The organism is Acidibrevibacterium fodinaquatile (assembly GCF_003352165.1).
Taxonomy (GTDB): Bacteria; Pseudomonadota; Alphaproteobacteria; order Acetobacterales; family Acetobacteraceae; genus Acidibrevibacterium; species Acidibrevibacterium fodinaquatile.
The window spans coordinates 3,014,427-3,032,620 of record NZ_CP029176.1; the positions used below are offsets into that span (position 1 = coordinate 3,014,427).

The following is an 18,194-nucleotide window of genomic DNA, read 5'->3' on the forward strand; positions in this document are numbered from 1 at the left end:
AACGCCGTGACGACCGTCCGCAAGAAACTCATCGAAGTCTCAATCCCGCTGGAGGCGATCAACGCCGCCTCGGCGCGGGAAAAGTCGATCCGGCATGGGCATCCGTCCACGCTGCATCTGTGGTGGGCGCGCAGGCCGCTGGCGACGTGCCGCGCGGTGTTGTTCGCGCAACTGGTGGATGATCCGTCCGCTTGGCCCGACCGGTTCCCGACCGAGGAGGCGCAGGAGGCAGAGCGGAAGCGGCTGCACCGGGTCATCGAGGCCATGGTGCCGTGGGAGGCCTCGAACAACGAGGCGATCCTGAACGCGGCGCGGTGGGAGATTGCGCGCTCGGTCGCGTGGGGCCTGGGCGAGGAGCCGCCGGCGCGCGACGATGGGCGGGCGATCCTGGACTATCTGCAGACCAAGGCGCCGCCGGTCTATGATCCGTTCTCGGGCGGCGGGTCGATCCCGCTGGAGGCGCAGCGGCTAGGGCTGCGCGCCTATGGCTCAGACCTCAATCCGGTCGCCGTGCTGATCGGCAAGGCGCTGGTGGAGATCCCGCCGAAATTTGCCGGCCGCCCGCCGGTCAACCCGCGCGCGCAGACGGAAGCGGTGCACGGCCAGCTTCGCGGTTGGCGCGGCGCGCAAGGGCTGGCCGAGGATGTCCGCTATTACGGGCAATGGATGCGCGACGAGGCTTCACTCCGCATCGGGCATCTCTATCCAAAGGCGACGCTGCCGGACGGGTCGCAGGCGACGGTGATCGCTTGGCTCTGGGCACGCACGGTACGCTCGCCCGACCCGAGGGCGAAAGGCGCGATGGTGCCGCTGGTCTCCTCGTTCCTGCTCTCCACCAAGGAGGGGAAGAAAGCCTGGGTCGAGCCGGTGATCGATCCCGAAGCACCGGATGGCTGGCGCTTTGAGGTGCACACGGGGACGCTCTCGAAGGTGGATGAGGAGCGGCTGAAGAAGGGGACGAAGACCGGGCGTGGCACGCATTTTACGTGCGTTCTGACGGGTGCCGCGATCGATGGTGATCACGTAAAGGCTGAAGGTGTCGCAGGGCGCATGCAAGCGCGGCTTATGGCAATCGTTGCCGAAGGCAATCGCTCCCGTGTCTATCTGGCACCAAGCCCCACGCACGAGGAACTTGCAGAAACGGCGCGGCCTGAGTGGGTACCAGAGGGGAATCTGCCCGACGATCCGCGGAACTTTTGGACCGTCCAGTATGGTCTCAAAACGTTTGCCTCACTCTTCACCCCCCGCCAGTTGGTGGCGCTGACGACCTTTTCCGATCTCGTGGCCGAGGCCCGAGAAAAGGTGCTGGCCGACGCCCTGGGAGCGCGGGCGTCCCGCCCGCATTCCCCCCTCACGCCCAAAGCCGAATGGCACTCCCGCCGCGGCCTGCCGCATTGGGAAGCCGGCGAGACGCCGCAATCCATCACCTTCCGCTTGGCCGATTCCCTGCCCCGCGATGTGATCGAACGCCTCAGCGAAGCGCGGGCCTCCGGTTTGCCTGCGGGCGAGACGCCCGCGCTCCAACGACAACGCTTCGAATCCCTGCTCGATTCCGGCCACGGCGAATGCCTCCTCGCGCGGCCCGAGCTTGCCGCAATCGTCGAAAACGCCCTGCTGCATTTCCATGGCACGCGCTATCGGCTGCATGCTTGGTGCATCATGCCCAATCATGTGCATGTGTTGGCAACGCCGCTACACGGGTTTTCGCTCTCCTCGATCGTGCATTCATGGAAATCGTTCACCGCGAAAGCGATCAACGCCGCGCTCGGGCGCAGCGGCGCGGTGTGGTTTGAGGAGTATTTCGACCGCGCGATCCGCGATGACGCGCATTTCGCTGCCGCTCAAGCCTATATCGAGGCCAATCCGGTGAAAGCCGGGCTGTGCGCGGCGCCGGAGGCGTGGGCGTTTTCGAGCGCGGGAGAAAAGGGGCGCAATCGTCTCGACCACATGCGGGCGGGACGCCCGCGCTCCGTTGACGAAATCCCCCTCCACGAAGGCGGCACCGGCGCTGCGGCCTACGCCGATGCGGTGGCGACGTATTTGGCATTGGTGGTTGGTCGCTCTACTGATGCCTGGAGTTCGATTACGTCATGGGCTTCGACAGGAGAGTTCATCCGTAACACGTTTGCACGTCAGGCGATCCCGATGGTTTGGGATTTCTCAGAGTGCAATCCGTTCAGTGGATCGACCGGAAATTTCAATAACGGTGTCGAATGGACCAGTGAGGCGCTCGCATGTGTGAGTGCGGCCGTATCAGGCTCAATCAGCCAAATTAGAGCTCAGAGAAACAACTACCCCGTGCGGCCCGTCCTTATTTCAACCGACCCGGTGGCGTCGTGAAGTGTGTGGAACGTATGGCCCGCCCCGCCTGCAAGTGATTTTTCCGATGGACTGGTCAGTCTGCGTCAACGTATCCGGCCTCAGAGCAAGCTCTCGACCAAGATGGAGATCCGCGCGCTCTGGTTCTCATAATTCTGTCGGCGACAAGTCCGCCATTCCACACATCAGATTTCCAGAACGTATGGCCCGCCCCGCCTGCAAGTGATTTTTCCGATGGACTGGTCAGTCTGCGTCAACGTATCCGGCCTCAGAGCAAGCTCTCGACCAAGATGGAGATCCGCGCGCTCTGGTTCTCATAATTCTGTCGGCGACAAGTCCGCCATTCCACACATCAGATTTCCAGAACGTATGGCCCGCCCCGCCTGCAAGTGATTTTTCCGATGGACTGGTCAGTCTGCGTCAACGTATCCGGCCTCAGAGCAAGCTCTCGACCAAGATGGAGATCCGCGCGCTCTGGTTCTCATAATTCTGTCGGCGACAAGTCCGCCATTCCACACATCAGATTTCCAGAACGTATGGCCCGCCCCGCCTGCAAGTGATTTTTCCGATGGACTGGTCAGTCTGCGTCAACGTATCCGGCCTCAGAGCAAGCTCTCGACCAAGATGGAGATCCGCGCGCTCTGGTTCTCATAATTCTGTCGGCGACAAGTCCGCCATTCCACACATCAGATTTCCAGAACGTATGGCCCGCCCCGCCTGCAAGTGATTTTTCCGATGGACTGGTCAGTCTGCGTCAACGTATCCGGCCTCAGAGCAAGCTCTCGACCAAGATGGAGATCCGCGCGCTCTGGTTCTCATAATTCTGTCGGCGACAAGTCCGCCATTCCACACATCAGATTTCCAGAACGTATGGCCCGCCCCGCCTGCAAGTGATTTTTCCGATGGACTGGTCAGTCTGCGTCAACGTATCCGGCCTCAGAGCAAGCTCTCGACCAAGATGGAGATCCGCGCGCTCTGGTTCTCATAATTCTGTCGGCGACAAGTCCGCCATTCCACACATCAGATTTCCAGAACGTATGGCCCGCCCCGCCTGCAAGTGATTTTTCCGATGGACTGGTCAGTCTGCGTCAACGTATCCGGCCTCAGAGCAAGCTCTCGACCAAGATGGAGATCCGCGCGCTCTGGTTCTCATAATTCTGTCGGCGACAAGTCCGCCATTCCACACATCAGATTTCCAGAACACCGATCGACTGTCAGGCCATCTTTCTTCCACCACCCGCAAACATCATGGACCGGTAGCCGATCATCATATCAGCACCGGTCGATTTCGGTCACACCGTCACACCAACGGCTTTGGCGTCAAATTTGTCGCCGTGACGTAAGACGGCCCACGCAATCCGTGCCAGCTTATTGGCCAATGCGACGACTACGGCGTTCTTATGCACCCTGGTGATCAGCCCCCGCAGCCATCCGCCGAGTGGCGTGGCGCTGGTCAGCAGACCTGGCAGGGCGGAGCGTGTGAACCGCGCCGGGTTTTCCGGAGGCTGTTTTGTTTGAGTCAGGCCACCATGGCCAGCTCGTTCAGTTGTTCATAGTAGCGCGCCTCGGCCTCGGCGGGTGGGATATTTCCGATCGGCTCGAGGAGGCGGTTGTGATTGAACCAATGGACCCACGCGAGGGTGGCGAATTCCACGGCTTCGAGGTTGTGCCACGGTCCACGGCGGTGGATCAGTTCGGCTTTGAACAGGCCGTTGATCGTCTCGGCCAGCGCATTGTCGTAGGAATCGCCGATGCTTCCGACCGAGGGTTCGATGCCGACCTCGGCAAGCCGCTCGGTGTAGCGGATGCTGACATATTGCGAACCCCTATCGCTATGGTGGACCAGCCCAGCCCGCTGGGCGGGCCTCCGGTCATGCAGCGCCTGCTCGAGGGCATCGAGCACAAAACCGGTTTCGGCCGAGCGCGACACCCGCCAACCGACGATCCGCCGCGCGAAAGCATCGATGATGAAAGCGACATAGACGAACCCCTGCCAAGTGGCGACATAGGTAAAATCGCTCACCCACAGCATGTTCGGCCGTGGCACTCGGAACTGCCGGTTGACCTTGTCGCGCGGACAAGGGGCAGCCGGGTTGCTTATCGTGGTCTTTATCATCTTGCCACGGATCGCCCCGGCTAGTCCCATCTGCCGCATCAGCCGCGCCGTTGTGCAACGGGCGATCTTTATCCCTTCCCGGCATAATTGCCGCCAGACTTTGCGCACGCCGTAGACCTGGAAATTCTCGTCCCAGACCCGACGGATCTCCGCCTCCAGCGCGCGATCACGCCGGGCACGGGGCGGCAAACGATCCGGCTTGGCACGACGCGCCGCATGCTCGTGATAGGTCGACGGGGCGATCGGCAATAGCTTGCAGATCGGCTCGACCCCGTGGACATCGCGATGCGCGTCGATGAACGCGATCATGGCTTGGCGCGGCGGTCGAGCTCCGCCGCTGCAAAATATGCCGATGCCTTGCGCAGGATCTCGTTCGCCTGCCGCAATTCACGGTTCTCCCGTTCCAGCGCCTTGATCCGCTCCTGCTCGGCACTGGTCGGCCCAGGACGCACTCCGCGATCGCGCTCCGCCTGGCGCACCCACACACGCAGCGTTTCCGCCGTGCAACCAATCTTCGCCGCTATCGAGCCGATCGCTTCCCATTGCGAAGCGTGATCCTTGCCATGATCCAATACCATCCGCACCGCGCGCTCGCGGACCTCAGGTGAAAATCTGTTCGATGTCTTCCTCTGTTCCATCGCTCTATCCTACCCAAGAAAGGGGGCCTCCGGGATTCCCGGTGCGGTTCAGTGCACCATGGATCAACTGCTTGCGCAGATATTTGTTGCCGCGCTTGCTGATCCCGACAAGCCGGGGTCGTCCGCCTGTCGTGATCTGACGCGGCACCAAACCCAGCCAGGCGGCAAGATCGCGGCCATGACCGAAACTCTCACCCTTGCCGATCGCGGCGATCAGCGCGGTGGCGTTGACCGGGCCGATACCAGGGATCGAAAGCAGCCTGCGGGCCGCCTCATCGGCGCGGGCACGAGCAACAAATTCGTCGTCGAAAGCCTCGATCCGGTGATCCAGTTCGCGCCATTCCTTCCGCATGTCGGCAATGAGCGCTTGCGTTCGTGGAGACAACGCGATGCTACCTCCGTCGTTCTGATCGAACCGCCCCACCAGATATTGCGCGAGCTTGCTCCGCCCCTTTGGCACGGTAATCCCCCGTTCAAGAAGGATAGCGCGTAGCTGATTGATCAGCGCCGTACGTTCCACCACCAGGCGATCCCGCGCCCGATGCAACGTCTGCACGTCAAGCTGTTCCTCGCTTTTGAGATCTACAAAGCGCATCGTCGGCCGGGTCGCTGCTTCAGCGATCGCCTCGGCGTCCCGATCATCGTTCTTCTGCGCTTTCACATACGGGCGCACATATTCCGGCGACATCAGCCGGACCGTGTGACCCTGAGCCGCCAACAGCCGCCCGAGATAATGGGCGCCACAGCATGCCTCCATGGCGATCACACACGCCGGGATCTTCGCCGTAAAGGCCGTCACGCTGTCCGGCCGCATCCGGCGCCGTTTCACCACCGCGCCGCTCGCATCCAACCCCGCGAGACTGCAACTGTTCTTGCCCAGATCGATCCCCAATACCGCGATCTCTTTCGTCATGGCACTTTCCTTTCGCTGGCCCCAGCAGACTATACACCGCCGGGGGAAAGGAGCGGGCCATCCCATAATTCTGGGTGGCGTAATCTCCGGGTGAGTTCAACCACCAGACTCGGCGTTGTCGCGCCGATGGAGATCACGCCATGGAGAAGAATAGCACGGGAACGCCGGAAGCCAGCCTTTTTGATGGAGAGGGCTGGTTCGACGCGATTGAGGCGGGGGTGCGGGATCGGATCCGCGGGTTCATCGAGAACATGCTGGAGGAGGAGCTGACGACGGCGCTGGGGCGGGAGCGATATCGCCGTGGTGGCGAGGCAACAGGATATCGCCATGGTGTCCGTCATCGGCAAATCCTCGGCTCGTTCGGCCCGCTCGAGATTACGGTGCCGCGGGGGCGGATGCCGAAGCCCGGGGGTGGAACGGCGGAATGGCAAAGTGCCACGCTGCCTCGTTATGCCCGGATGACGAAGCAGGTGGAGGCGTTGATTGCGGCGACCTATCTCGCCGGCACGAACACGCGGCGGGTAAGGCGGGCATTGGGGGCGTTGTTCAAGGGGGCAGTGGGCAAGGACGTGGTCAGCCGCACGTGGAGAAAGGTCAAGGCGGACTGGGACGGCTGGAACCGGCGGAGCCTGGCCGACGAGGATACCGTCAGGCTGATCCTCGACGGCACGGTGGTGAAGGTCCGGCTCGACCGGAAAGCGACCAACATCTCGCTGCTGGTCGTTCTCGGCGTCCGCCGCGACGGGCAGAAGGTTTTGCTGGCGGTGAAGAACATGGGTGGCGAGAGCGAGGCCGCCTGGCGGGCGGTGCTCGATGACCTGATCGCGCGGGGTCTGCGGACGCCGGACCTGTTGCTGATCGATGGCGGTGCCGGCCTCGAACGCGCCCTGGCCAGCCTTTGGCCCGAGGTGCCGACCCAGCGCTGCACAGTCCACAAGCATCGAAATCTGCTCGCGCACGCTCCCGAGGCGCTGCACGAGGAGATCACGGCCGACTACAACGACATGATCTACGCCGATACCAGCGCCGAGGTGATGCGCCGGCGCCGGCTGTTCCTGGCCAAATGGCGCCTGAAATGCCGCGGTGTCGCCGACAGCCTTGAGGAAGCCGGCGATCGGCTGTTCACCTTCACCCGATTGCCCAAAAGCCAGTGGAAATCGGCAAGAACGACGAATGCGATCGAACGCCTGCACGAGGAGTTCAAGCGCCGGATCAAAACCCAGACCGTCCTGCCTTCGGCAGAGACCGCGGCGATGCTGTTCTGGTCATTGCTCGCATCCGGGCAGGTCACCATGCGCAAAGTCGACGGGTGGCAGAGCCTCGGAGAGCCACCCGCCTCAATGCCTCTTGATCTCGTCGCCTGACCTCGTCATGCTCCCCAAACCGGAGACGCCGCCAAAGGCAATTTCCACACAAACCGCGACGCCACCACCGACCCACCCTATTACGACAATATCGGCTACGCCGATCTCTCGGATTTCTTCTATGTCTGGCTGAAGCGTTCGCTTGGCGACGTCTGGCCCGAGCTGTTTCGGCGCCTGACGACACCGAAAGGCGAAGAGCTTGTTGCAACCCCATACCGTCACGGCGGCAAGGAAGAGGCCGAAGCCTTCTTCATGCAGGGCATGGGCGAGGCGTTGGCGGCGATGCGTAAGGCGGCGACTGATGTAGAACCTCTGGCGATCTACTATGCCTTCAAGCAATCCGAGATCGGCGAGGATGGCATCGTCTCGGCCGGCTGGGCATCTTTCCTTCAGGCCGTTGTTGACGCCGGCCTCGCTGTCGACGGCACATGGCCAGTTCGCACTGAGCGCAGCGCACGTAGCATCGGCATTGGCACTAACGCCCTCGCCTCCTCCATTGTCCTCGTCTGCCGAAAACGGAACAAAACCGCGCAGACCGTCACCCGCGCCGAATTCATCCGCGCGCTGAAGCGCGAGATGCCCGAAGCGGTGGACAAGATCCGCAAGGCGGGCGTCGGCCCTGTTGATATGCCGCAATCGGTCATCGGCCCCGGCATGGGCGTGTTCACCCGCTTTGCCCGCGTGCTGGAAGACGACGATTCCGCGATGAGCGTGAAAACCGCGCTCGCGCTGATCAACCGCGTCTGGGGCGAGATCGAAAACGATCTCGACGCCAATTTCGATCCGGCAACGCAAGTGGCCCTCGCCTGGTTCGCCACCTACGGTTTTGACGCGCGCGCGTCGGGCGACCTGATCACGCTCGCGAACGCGAAGAACATCCCGGTCGAAACGCTGTTCCGCGCCGGCGTGTTCCAAAATCTCCACGGCAAGGCGTGCCTCACCCCACGGAGCGCGGGCGTCCCGCCCGCAAGCGAACGGGATGTCCGCGCTCCCAGCCAGTGGACCATCTGGGAATGCGTGCAGCGCACCGCCCACGCCCTCCGCGCTGAGGATGGCGGGGCCGAGGCCGCGGCGAAACTCGTGGCCAGCATGGGCCCCAAGGCCGAGGATGCCCGCGCGCTGGCCTATCGCCTCTATGAAATCGCCTCGCAGAAATCTTGGGCCACCGAGGCGCTGGTCTATAACGAACTCGCCCAGGAATGGGCGCATCTCGAAGATCTCGCGGCGCGCACCGGCGTGCGCGATCTGTTCGGGGAGGTCACGCGATGAGCGCCGAGAAGGAAACCTTGAGCCGCGTCCAGGGCGCGCTGTATCACCTCCGTCAAGGCCTCGCGCCGTTCGTCGAGGCGCGGATGAAGGCGCGGCACGGCGCGCAGTGGCTTGCCTATGCCAGCCGCGCCGCCGGCGGCGATCCGCGCGCGCCGCTCGACGAATATGGCCTCCTGAAAACCATGATCGACCAGTGGCGGGACGTGTTCGATGATGCGTTCGCGCGGGCCGAGAAGCAGCGCGTGCGCAATTTCGTCTCGACCGCCCTCGAGGCGCGCAACGCGACGGCACATCTCTCGATCCCGATGCAGGATGACGAGGCGCTGCGCTATCTCGATGCCATCCACCACCTGCTTCGCGCTGTGCGCGCACCAGACGCCGATATCGCCGAAGCCAGGCGGCTCTATGACGACCAGCGCCGCCATGGCCTCGCGGGGAGCGCGGACGTCCCGTCCGCCACGGCGCCCGCGCCGGTGGGCGCTGGCGAACGCGGGCAGGATACCCGCGCCCCCAGACCGTGGATCGAGGTGGCGCTGCCGCACCCGGACGTGCTCGCCAACCGCTTCAAGGAAGCCGAGTTCGCGGCGGATCTGTTCGCGGTCGATGCTGGGATCGCCGGCGAGGGCTACGCGACACCGCCCAGCTTCTTCGCGATGACGTTTCTCACCGAAGGGCTGAAGCGCGTGTTGGCCTCCGCCCTGAAACGCTTGTCCGGCCAGGGCGGCGACCCGGTGATCGGGCTGCAGACCGCGTTCGGCGGCGGCAAGACGCACACGATGCTCGCGGTCTATCATCTCGCCCGGCACCTGCGCGACGGCGGCGATCCCGCAACCCTCAGCGGCATGAGCCCACTGGTCGGGACCGCCGGCGCGACCGCCTGGCCGAAGCCGCAGATTGCCGTGTTCGTCGGTTCGTCGAAGGGCGCGGATGTGTCGCTAACCCTGAAAGACGGGCCGAAGCTGCACACTCTGTGGGGCTATCTCGCCTGGCGCCTTGCTGGCCCGGCAGGGCTCACGCTGGTCGCTGAAGCCGAAGCGGCGCGCACCAACCCCGGCTCCGAACTGATGGTGGAGGTGTTCCGCCTGGCGGGGCCGAGCGTGATCCTGCTCGATGAGCTGGTGATGTTCGCCCGGCAACTGGACGATGCGAGGTTCGAGGCGTTCCTCTCGTTCCTCCAGTCGCTGACCGAGGCGGCGAAGATGGTGCCGGGCGTCCTGGTGATCGGCTCGCTGCCGGAGAGCGACGCCGAGGCCGGCGGCGCGCGCGGCAAGGAAGCACTGCTGCGGCTGGAGAAAGTGTTCGGGCGCGTGCAGTCCGCCTGGCTGCCGGCCTCGGGCGACGAGACCTATGAAATCATCCGCCGCCGGTTGTTCCAACCGCTGGATGCCGACGGCGAGCGGGCGCGGGATGAGACGGTGCGCGCGTTCGCCGATCTTTACCGGAAGAACCCGGCCGAGTTCCCGCCCGAGGCGCGGGAGGCGCGCTATACGGAGCTGCTACGCCTCTCCTACCCGATCCATCCCGAGCTGTTCGATCGGCTGTCGAAGGACTGGGCGAGCCTGGAGAAATTCCAGCGCACCCGTGGCGTGCTGCGCTTCATGGCGAACGTGGTGGGCGTGCTGTGGCACCAGCGGGTGCCAGACGCGTTGATCCTGCCCGCGCGCGTGCCAGTTTCGCACGAGCGGGTGCGCGCGAGCGTGCTCTATCCGCTGGACCCGGCGTTTGGCGCGGTGGTGGACAAGGAGGTGGATGGGGATAGCGCGCTGCCGTCGCGGATGGAGGCCAACCCGTCCCGCCGCATCTCCCAGGCGCATGCCGCGACGCGCGCGGCGCGTGCCGTTTTCCTGTGTTCGGCGCCGCTGGTGGGCCAGCCTAATGCCGGGCTGACCGGGCAAGGCTTGCGGCTGGCCTGCGCCGAGCCGGGCGACCAGTTGGCGATCTTCGGCGAGGCGCTGCGCGAACTCTCCGAGCGGGCGACTTACCTGTATGAGGAAGCTGGCCGCTATTGGTTCTCCACCCAGCCGACGCTGAACCGCTTGGCCGAGGATCGCGCGAAGGCGCTGGCGGAGCATGAGGTGGACGAGGCGATCGCGCAGGTGCTGCGCGACGATGGGGCCAGCAAGGACCGGTTCCATCGCGTGTTCGCGGTGCCGGACGATCCAACCGCGATCGACGAGGTGCACGCACTGTCGCTGATGATCCTCGGCCCGGCGACGCCGCATGCGGGCAAGGGTGTCGCGAAGTCCGCCGCGACCGAGGCCGTGACCGACGCGCTGACCCGTTGCCGGGCGTCACAGCGGCGGTTTCGCAACACGCTGCTGTTCGTCGCCGCTGACGAGGCCCTGCTGGGCACGGCGCGGGAGGCGATGCGGCGGGCGCTGGCGTGGGAGTCGATCGGCGGTGATGCGCGGCAGGACAAGCGTGTGGATAAGCGGCTACAGGATCAACTCACCCAGGCCCAGCTGGCGGACGCGCATGACAAGGCCAGGAACAGCCGCGAGGGAGCGGTGAAGGCGGTGCGTGGCGCGTGGAGCCACATCCTGTTCCCGATCAAGACCGATGGCACCGAGGCTGGCCGCGCGTTCGATCTGGATCATCTTTCGCTGACCGCCAAGGATCGCGCTTGCGTGCCCGCCGCGGTGTACGACAAAGCAAAGAGCGACGGCATCATCGGCGAGAAGCTCGGCGCCGATGCGCTGTGGCTGCACCTCAAGCCACTCTGGGCGGAGGACAAACCGCATTTGCCGGTGGCCGAGATCGCGGCGTGGTTCGCGACCTACGTCTATCTGCCGAAGCTGCGAGATCGCGTGGTGCTGGAGGCAGCGATTCGCGATGCCTGTGCCAAGCTCGATCCGGCCTTCGCCTTCGCCGAGCGCTTCGATGAGGCAACCGGCCGCTATGTCGGGCTTGTCTGGCAGAAGGCGCCGGGCGAGCCGCTACCGCCGACTTCGGTGCTCGTGCGCCCCGAGGTGGCGATCGCCCAGTTGCGCCCGGTCGCGACGCCCGCTCGGCCGGCGACGGTCTTGGGCGGCCCGGATGGCCAATCGTACGGGCATGACAGGGGATCTCCCGGCACGGATCCTGGTCCGCCCGCCAAGGTGCAGCCGCGTCGGTTCTATGGCTCGGTCGAGATCGACATGGTGCGGCCGGTGAAGGCGTTCGATGCCATCCTGAACGCGGTCGTCATGGAATTGCAGCGCACCAACTGTGCCAAGGTGACGCTGACCCTGGAAATCGAGGCGACGGCGCCGGACGGGTTCGCCGAGGCCGATATTGGGGTTGTCCGCGACAACGCCCGCCAGCTCAAGTTCAAGGATGAATCAACGGGATTCGAGTGAGCACGCCATGGCCCGCGCGAAAACCATCACGCCCGAAGCCCTGGCCGCCCTCGGCGCTGAGGCGCTGGCCGAGGTGCTGGTCGCGCACGCCGCGACCGATCCGGCTTTGCGCAAGAAGCTCGGCATGCTGCTCGCAGGCACCGAGGGGCCAGGCAAGCTCGCCGCTGAGATCGAGAAGCGGATCAAGACCATCGGCCGCTCCCGTTCGTTCGTCGATTGGGAGAAACGCAAGCCGCTGGTGCACGAACTCGATCATCTGCGGGCAACGATCGCGACCCGGCTCGCCAAGCAGGACGCGGCGCGGGCGATCGCGCTGCTGTGGGATTTCATCTTCATTGCGGATGCGGTGATGCAGCGCGTCGGCGACGGCATTGGCGAGGTGGAGGCCGTGTTTGACGCCGCGATGGCGGATCTCGGCCGGCTCTCGGCCGCAGAGCCGCGGGGGGATGGAAAGGCGCTGGCCCGCCGGGTGCTCGCCTACTGCGAGGGCGATGGCTTCGGTGCGACCGACGCGCTGATCCGGCATATGTCGGACGCGCTGGGCGTGGCCGGACGCGCGGAGATTCGCGACGCCACCGAAGCCGCACTGAAAACCGCGCCACGCCCCGAAGGCCCCCATGACTGGCACGCGGATGCAAAGCGTCGCCATCTCGCCTTTCGCCTGGCGCTGCTCGCCGATCTTGAGAAGGACGCCGACGCCTTTATCGCCGCCATTCGCGCCGGCGGGATGGAGAGCACGCACGCGCTGGAGGTCGCCGAGCGCCTGATCGCGGCCAACCGGCCGGCAGAGGCGCTCGACTGGCTCGATGAGCCGCACCGGCGCGTCGAGGACGACGACGAATACGGGGACGATGTTGCCGCAACCGATCTTCGGATCGCCGCGCTGGAAGCCCTCGGCCGCAAGGACGAGGCGCAAGCGGTGCGCTGGCGGCATTTCGAGCGCTTCCTGAGCGCCGGGCATCTGCGGGCCTATCTCAAGCGCCTCCCGGATTTCGAGGATTTCGAGGATTTCGAGGCGGAGCAGAAGGCGCTCGATATCGCCGCCGCGCACAAGCAGGCCGCGCGAGGGCTGGCGTTTTTCATCGAATGGCGGGCGCTCGACCGCGCCGACCGCCTGGTGCGCGAGCGGCTGACCGCGCTCGACGGTCGCCTCTACGAGGTGCTGCGCCCGGCCGCGGAAGCCCTCGAGGAGAAGTTCCCCGAAGCGGCCAGCCTGCTGTACCGTCGCCTGATCGAGAGCGTGCTCGAACGCGGCTCATCGAAGCAGTACCAATACGCCGCGCGCGATCTGCTGTCCTGCGTGCGTCTCGCGCCGCACCTGCCGGTGCCGGGATCGATCGAGAGCCACGCGGCGTTTGTCGCGCGGCTGCAGAAGGTGCATGGACGGAAATACGGGTTCTGGGGGTTGATCGAGCAGAAAGGATTTTGAGCCGATGGCCAAGCGCACGACACCGCCGACCGCAAGCGATGATGAGGTGCGCGCCTTGCTCGCGCGCACTCACTGCCCGGTGCCGTTCCACGCCGTGCGCACGCGCTTCCTCGGCAACATCGCCTCGCCCGATATGCAAAGCTCGCCGATGGAGATGGTCAAGGCGCTGTGGGGCGGCGAATTGCCGACCTTCGAGTCCATTGACGACGCCAACGAACCATCGGCGCGCTGGTGATGGGCCTGTGGAACCGGCTCACGCGGCATCAGGAACGCTCGGCACCATTCCGACTGGTGCGCATGGAGGTTCCGGCCACGCGCGACGGGCTGGCGACCCTCGCCCGGCTGCGGCGTGAGGAGCTGGAGGGCTTCGTCGAAGGGCTTTTCGGCGACAAGGAAAGCCTCGACCTGCCGGAACGGGCACACAAGGCGCTTGGCACCCTGGCGGAGATCCGCGCGATGCTGGAGGGGGCTCAGGTCTTGGCCGAGGACATGACCAAGCCGGCCGCCTCTGACCAAATCGCCGTCACAATCGGACATTTCCGCGAACTGACCCGCATTGCCGAGCACGAGATCCACGAGGCCGTGCTCTCCTGCACCCGCGCGCGCCGGCAGATGCTGGCGGCATGGCCGGCGCGCCGCCCAACGCTGCACTGACCGCGCCGGGCTGACAGCGGCTTGCGTCCGTGACGGAATCCCAGGCCCCGTGGCCCGCTGGCGAAGTGCTCGCCGGCATCGTCGAGCGGGTCACGTTCCACAACGCCGAGAGCGGCTTCGCCGTGCTCAGGGTCAAGGCGCGCGGGCACCGCGACCTCGTCACCATCGTCGGCCACGCCGCCGCGATCAGTGCCGGCGAGTGGATTACCGCGACCGGCGAATGGGTCAACGACCGTACCCACGGCCAGCAATTCAAGGCGCGGTTCTTAAAAACCTCGGCGCCGACCACGGAAGAGGGGATCGAGCGCTACCTCGCCTCCGGCATGATCCGCGGCATCGGCCCGGTCTACGCGAAGAAGCTGGTGCGCGGCTTCGGCGAGCAGGTGTTCGACATCATCGAAGGCGCGCCAGAGCGCCTGCGCGAGGTGGGTGGGATCGGCGAGGTGCGGGCACAGCGCATCGTCGCTGCCTGGGCCGAGCAGAAGGTGATCCGCGAGATCATGGTGTTTCTGCACAGCCACGGCGTCGGCACCGCGCGCGCCGTGCGCATCTTCAAGACCTATGGCGCCGACGCCATTCAGGTGATGAGCGAGAACCCATACCGGCTCGCGCGCGACATCAGAGGCATCGGCTTCAAGACGGCGGATGCGATTGCCGCAAAACTCGGCATCGAGAAGACGGCGATGATCCGCCTGCGTGCCGGCATCGGCTATGCCCTCTCCGAGGCGATGGACGAGAGGCACTGCGGGCTGCCGGTCGCGGAATTGATCCCGCTTGCGGAGCGCCTGCTCGAGGTGCCGGAGGCGCTGATCCGCACCGCGCTCGATCTCGAATTGGCCGACGGCGCGGTGATCGCCGATCGCGTCGGCGAGGCGGACTGCGTCTTCCTCGCCGGTCTCTACCACGCCGAGCGCGGCATCGCCGAGCGGCTGCGCGCGATCGCCCACCAGCCGCTGCCCTGGCCCGCGATCGACGCAGAAAAAGCCATCCCCTGGGTGGAAAAGCGGATCGGCATGACGCTCGCCGAGAGCCAGCGCCAGGCGGTCGGCCTTGCCCTTGCCTCAAAACTGCTGGTGATCACCGGCGGCCCCGGCGTCGGCAAGACGACGATCATGCGGGCGATCCTCGCCATCCTCGCAGCCAAAGGCGTGCGCATCCTGCTCGCGGCCCCCACCGGGCGGGCAGCAAAGCGGATGAGCGAGGCGACCGGGTTCGAATCCAAAACGATCCACCGCCTGCTGGAGGTCGACCCAAACACTGGCGGGTTCCGGCGTGGACCTGATCACCCGTTGGAATGCGATCTGCTGGTCATCGACGAGGCCTCCATGGTCGATGTGCCCCTGATGCACGCGCTGACCCGGGCGATCCCCGCGGCGGCGGCGCTCCTGGTGGTGGGCGACGTCGATCAGCTCCCCTCGGTCGGGCCGGGCCAAGTGTTGGCGGACCTGATCGGCTCGGGCACAGTTGCGGTGGTGCGGCTTGCCGAGATCTTCCGCCAGGCGGCCTCCAGCCGGATCATCACCAGCGCGCACCGGATCAATCGCGGCGAGATGCCGGACCTCACCCGCGCCGAGGCCGAGAGCGATTTCCACTTCGTCCAGGCCGACGGGCCGGAGACGGCGGCTGCGCGCATCATCGATCTGGTAAAAACCCGCATTCCCCGCCGCTTCGGGCTCGATCCGGTCCGCGACATCCAGGTGCTCTGCCCGATGGCGCGCGGCGGGGTTGGCGCGCGCTCGCTGACTATCGCGCTGCAAGCGGCGCTGAATGGCGAGGCGACGCCAAGGGCGGAAAAATTCGGCTGGACCTTTGCCCCCGGCGACAAGGTCATGCAGATCGAGAACGACTATGACCGCGAGGTCTATAACGGCGATATCGGTTTTGTCACCGCGATCGACGCGGAGGAGTCCGAGATCACCGTGCGGTTCGACGGGCGAGACGTGGGCTACGGTCTCGGCGATTTGGATGCACTGGTTCCAGCCTATGCGGCGACGATCCACAAGGCGCAGGGCTCGGAATATCCCGCCGTGGTGATCCCGGTCATGATGCAGCATTACGCCATGCTGCAAAGGAACCTGCTCTATACCGGCATCACGCGGGGCAAGCGGCTCGTCGTGCTGGTCGGCAGCCGCAAGGCGGTGGCCATCGCGGTGCGCAATGTCTCCGGCCGGCGGCGGTGGTCGAAGCTCAAGGAATGGCTTGCTGCGTTGGCGGCTGGAACGGTCAGCCTGTAATACTATCGATGGGTTGGTTGGCAGCGATGGAAGCTGGTCGACAGCATAATGGCAGCTTTCGAACTCGCCGGCCCGTTTACGCTCTTTATCGGCGACCAAGAAATATAATGGCGAATGTCCGCGACTGGTCCGGTAGACAGGGCGGTCGCTGAATTCGATCGGACCCCGCAAGACAAAGGAGCTGCGATGCTGCCTACCGTGTTCTTGTCCCTGGAGGGCGGCGACGAGGGTTTTGTGGCTAAAGTCCAACGCTTCCTGCCCGACGGGTTGGCATATTTCTACACTCGGAGCTTCCACAACGGTGAGGAGCTTATCTCCGCGATGGAGCAGCGGATCGGCAAGGCGACGATGTTTGCGCTGTTCGCTTCGAAGACGGCCTTGAAGTCTCCATGGGTCGGGTTTGAGATCGATCGAGCGCGCATCGCTAAGATCAAGAATCCAAAGTTCCGCGTCATTGTGATCCCGACCAATCCTGCGGTGACACATGCGGACCTGCCCGCTTGGATGCGGGAGTACTGGGTCGGCCCAGTCGGTGATGGTCCACGCGAGATTGCGCGATATATTCGTAAGGCGCTGATCACAGGTCCATTGAGCCGATTGCCAGGCGCGCAGGTATTTGGTCGCGGAGCGCTCGTCGATGCAGCGGTGGCGGCAGTGAACAACGTCGTGTTATTAACTGAGCAGACACCGAATGTGCTGGTGCTCGCCGGCCCGCTCGGCATCGGTCGTCGCACCTTCAATCGGCGCTTACTTGCTGAGGCATTCCCGGCAACGCCGGAACTAGTGCTTTGAACCAAACAGAGGATTCACAACGGGGCTGATTTGTGAGATTCTGTGTGCATGGCACAGACCGTCATCCCCATCGTCAACTCCGCGGACCGCGAGCGTTTGGCCGCCATTGTGGAGGATCGCAACCGTTCTCAGAAGCATGTTCAGCGTGCCAGGATCATTCTGCTATCGGCGGAGCGTCTGACCGTGCTGGAGGTGGCGGCGCGCAGTGGAGCAAGCCGGCCGTCGGTATGGCGCTGGCAGCGGCGCTTTGCCGAGCAAGGTGTCGATGGATTGCTGCGCGACAAGACACGCAAGCCGGGCAAGGCGCCGTTGTCGCCGGCGACCATCGCCCGCGTGCTGGCGCTGCCCTGCGGGGAGGCACCGAAAGCGGCGACCCACTGGACCGGCCGTATGGTGGCCAGCGCCGTCGGCATCAGCCTGAGCGCGGTGCAGCGCATCTGGCGGGCCCATCGCCTGCAGCCACACCGCATCAGGACCTTCAAGAAATCCAACGACCCGGCTTTCGCCGCCAAGGTCGAGGATATCGTTGGGCTCTACATGAACCCGCCTGCGCACGCCGTCGTCGTCTCGATCGACGAGAAAAGCCAGATCCAGGCGCTCGACCGCACCCAGCCCGGCCTGCCGATCAAGCCTGGCCGCTGCGGCACCATGACCCATGATTACAAGCGCCACGGCACCACCACCCTGTTCGCCGCTCTGAATGTCCTCGACGGCACCGTCGTCGGCCGCTGCATGCCCCGGCACACCCATCAGGAATTCGTCAGGTTCCTCAACGCCGTCGAGCGCGCCGTCCCCGCCGGCAAGATCATCCACGCCATCGCCGACAACTACGCCACCCACAAACATCCTAAAGTCAGGGAGTGGCTGGCCGATCATCCGCGCTGGGTCTTCCATTTCACGCCAACCTCCGCGTCCTGGATCAACGCCGTCGAAAACTTCTTCTCTGTCATCACCCGACGGCGCATCCGGCGCGGCGTGTTCACCTCCGTCGCCGATCTCCAACGCGCCATCCGCAGCTACATCCGCGAGCACAACCGCAACCCCAGGCCATTCGTCTGGACCAAGCCGGCTGACGACATCCTCGCCAAGCTCAGCCGGCTGCCTGTAGCGTCCGATTGAGTCAGAGCA

Annotated in this window: 11 protein-coding genes, 1 pseudogene and 1 other annotated feature; of the genes and pseudogenes, 10 read left to right on the top strand and 2 right to left on the bottom strand. The window is 64.9% G+C overall.

Going from position 1 to position 18,194, the window contains the following annotated elements:
- Nucleotides 1-6 precede the first annotated feature (6 nt).
- Nucleotides 7-2,340, top strand: coding sequence for an REP-associated tyrosine transposase (locus DEF76_RS19975; protein ID WP_114912915.1), 2,334 nt, complete (start codon nucleotides 7-9; stop codon nucleotides 2,338-2,340).
- A 1,498-nt stretch (nucleotides 2,341-3,838) separates the two neighbouring features.
- Here DEF76_RS19975 and DEF76_RS14355 read toward each other — a convergent pair.
- Together DEF76_RS14355 and DEF76_RS14360 are read right to left on the bottom strand one after the other, a co-directional pair.
- Nucleotides 3,839-5,073, bottom strand: a protein-coding gene (locus DEF76_RS14355; protein ID WP_114912916.1) for an IS3 family transposase whose coding sequence is annotated in 2 segments (ribosomal slippage) — nucleotides 3,839-4,779 and nucleotides 4,779-5,073 — 1,236 coding nt in all. Because the reading frame shifts where the segments join, the coding sequence is not laid out codon by codon here.
- Nucleotides 4,670-4,786, bottom strand: a sequence feature (AL1L pseudoknot). Its footprint overlaps the gene before it by 117 nt.
- A 52-nt stretch (nucleotides 5,074-5,125) precedes the next feature.
- Nucleotides 5,126-5,986, bottom strand: a pseudogene (locus DEF76_RS14360) (IS110 family RNA-guided transposase); the annotation flags it as partial.
- A 140-nt stretch (nucleotides 5,987-6,126) separates the two neighbouring features.
- Between DEF76_RS14360 and DEF76_RS14365 the strand changes: the two are divergent.
- From DEF76_RS14365 to DEF76_RS14400, 9 genes are all read left to right on the top strand, one after another.
- On the top strand, nucleotides 6,127-7,350 hold the full coding sequence (locus DEF76_RS14365) for an IS256 family transposase (RefSeq protein ID WP_114911755.1): 1,224 nt from the start codon (nucleotides 6,127-6,129) through the stop codon (nucleotides 7,348-7,350).
- Nucleotides 7,351-7,602: 252 nt separating this feature from the next.
- Nucleotides 7,603-8,619, top strand: a complete 1,017-nt coding sequence (locus DEF76_RS14370; RefSeq protein WP_205216010.1) for a hypothetical protein — start codon at nucleotides 7,603-7,605, stop codon at nucleotides 8,617-8,619.
- Entirely contained in the window at nucleotides 8,616-11,957 is a 3,342-nt protein-coding gene (locus DEF76_RS14375; protein WP_114912917.1) for a DUF499 domain-containing protein, read from the top strand. The genes DEF76_RS14370 and DEF76_RS14375 overlap by 4 nt, the downstream gene beginning before the upstream one ends.
- A 7-nt stretch (nucleotides 11,958-11,964) precedes the next feature.
- Nucleotides 11,965-13,386, top strand: a complete 1,422-nt coding sequence (locus tag DEF76_RS14380; protein WP_114912918.1) for a DUF6880 family protein — start codon at nucleotides 11,965-11,967, stop codon at nucleotides 13,384-13,386.
- A 4-nt stretch (nucleotides 13,387-13,390) separates the two neighbouring features.
- Nucleotides 13,391-13,621, top strand: a complete 231-nt coding sequence (locus DEF76_RS19715) for a hypothetical protein (RefSeq protein ID WP_205216011.1) — start codon at nucleotides 13,391-13,393, stop codon at nucleotides 13,619-13,621.
- The gene (locus DEF76_RS14385; RefSeq protein WP_205216012.1) at nucleotides 13,618-14,040 is read left to right on the top strand and encodes a hypothetical protein; all 423 of its coding nucleotides are present in this window, start codon (nucleotides 13,618-13,620) and stop codon (nucleotides 14,038-14,040) included. Before DEF76_RS19715 ends, DEF76_RS14385 begins: the two co-directional genes overlap by 4 nt.
- Before the next feature lie 29 nt (nucleotides 14,041-14,069).
- Nucleotides 14,070-16,274, top strand: coding sequence for an SF1B family DNA helicase RecD2 (recD2, locus tag DEF76_RS14390; RefSeq protein WP_114912919.1), 2,205 nt, complete (start codon nucleotides 14,070-14,072; stop codon nucleotides 16,272-16,274).
- 186 nt (nucleotides 16,275-16,460) lie between these two features.
- Entirely contained in the window at nucleotides 16,461-17,066 is a 606-nt protein-coding gene (locus DEF76_RS14395; protein ID WP_162800674.1) for a toll/interleukin-1 receptor domain-containing protein, read from the top strand.
- A gap of 48 nt (nucleotides 17,067-17,114) precedes the next feature.
- Complete coding sequence (locus DEF76_RS14400; protein ID WP_114910930.1) at nucleotides 17,115-18,185, top strand: IS630 family transposase; 1,071 nt, start codon at nucleotides 17,115-17,117, stop codon at nucleotides 18,183-18,185.
- Nucleotides 18,186-18,194: the final 9 nt, after the last annotated feature.

Coding starts and splice junctions, on each gene's coding strand:
- DEF76_RS14365 (WP_114911755.1), top strand. CDS start 6,127: ATGGAGAAGAATAGCACGGGAACGCCGGAAGCCAGCCTTTTTGATGGA.
- DEF76_RS14370 (WP_205216010.1), top strand. CDS start 7,603: ATGCAGGGCATGGGCGAGGCGTTGGCGGCGATGCGTAAGGCGGCGACT.
- DEF76_RS14375 (WP_114912917.1), top strand. CDS start 8,616: ATGAGCGCCGAGAAGGAAACCTTGAGCCGCGTCCAGGGCGCGCTGTAT.
- DEF76_RS14380 (WP_114912918.1), top strand. CDS start 11,965: ATGGCCCGCGCGAAAACCATCACGCCCGAAGCCCTGGCCGCCCTCGGC.
- DEF76_RS19715 (WP_205216011.1), top strand. CDS start 13,391: ATGGCCAAGCGCACGACACCGCCGACCGCAAGCGATGATGAGGTGCGC.
- DEF76_RS14395 (WP_162800674.1), top strand. CDS start 16,461: ATGCTGCCTACCGTGTTCTTGTCCCTGGAGGGCGGCGACGAGGGTTTT.
- DEF76_RS14400 (WP_114910930.1), top strand. CDS start 17,115: ATGGCACAGACCGTCATCCCCATCGTCAACTCCGCGGACCGCGAGCGT.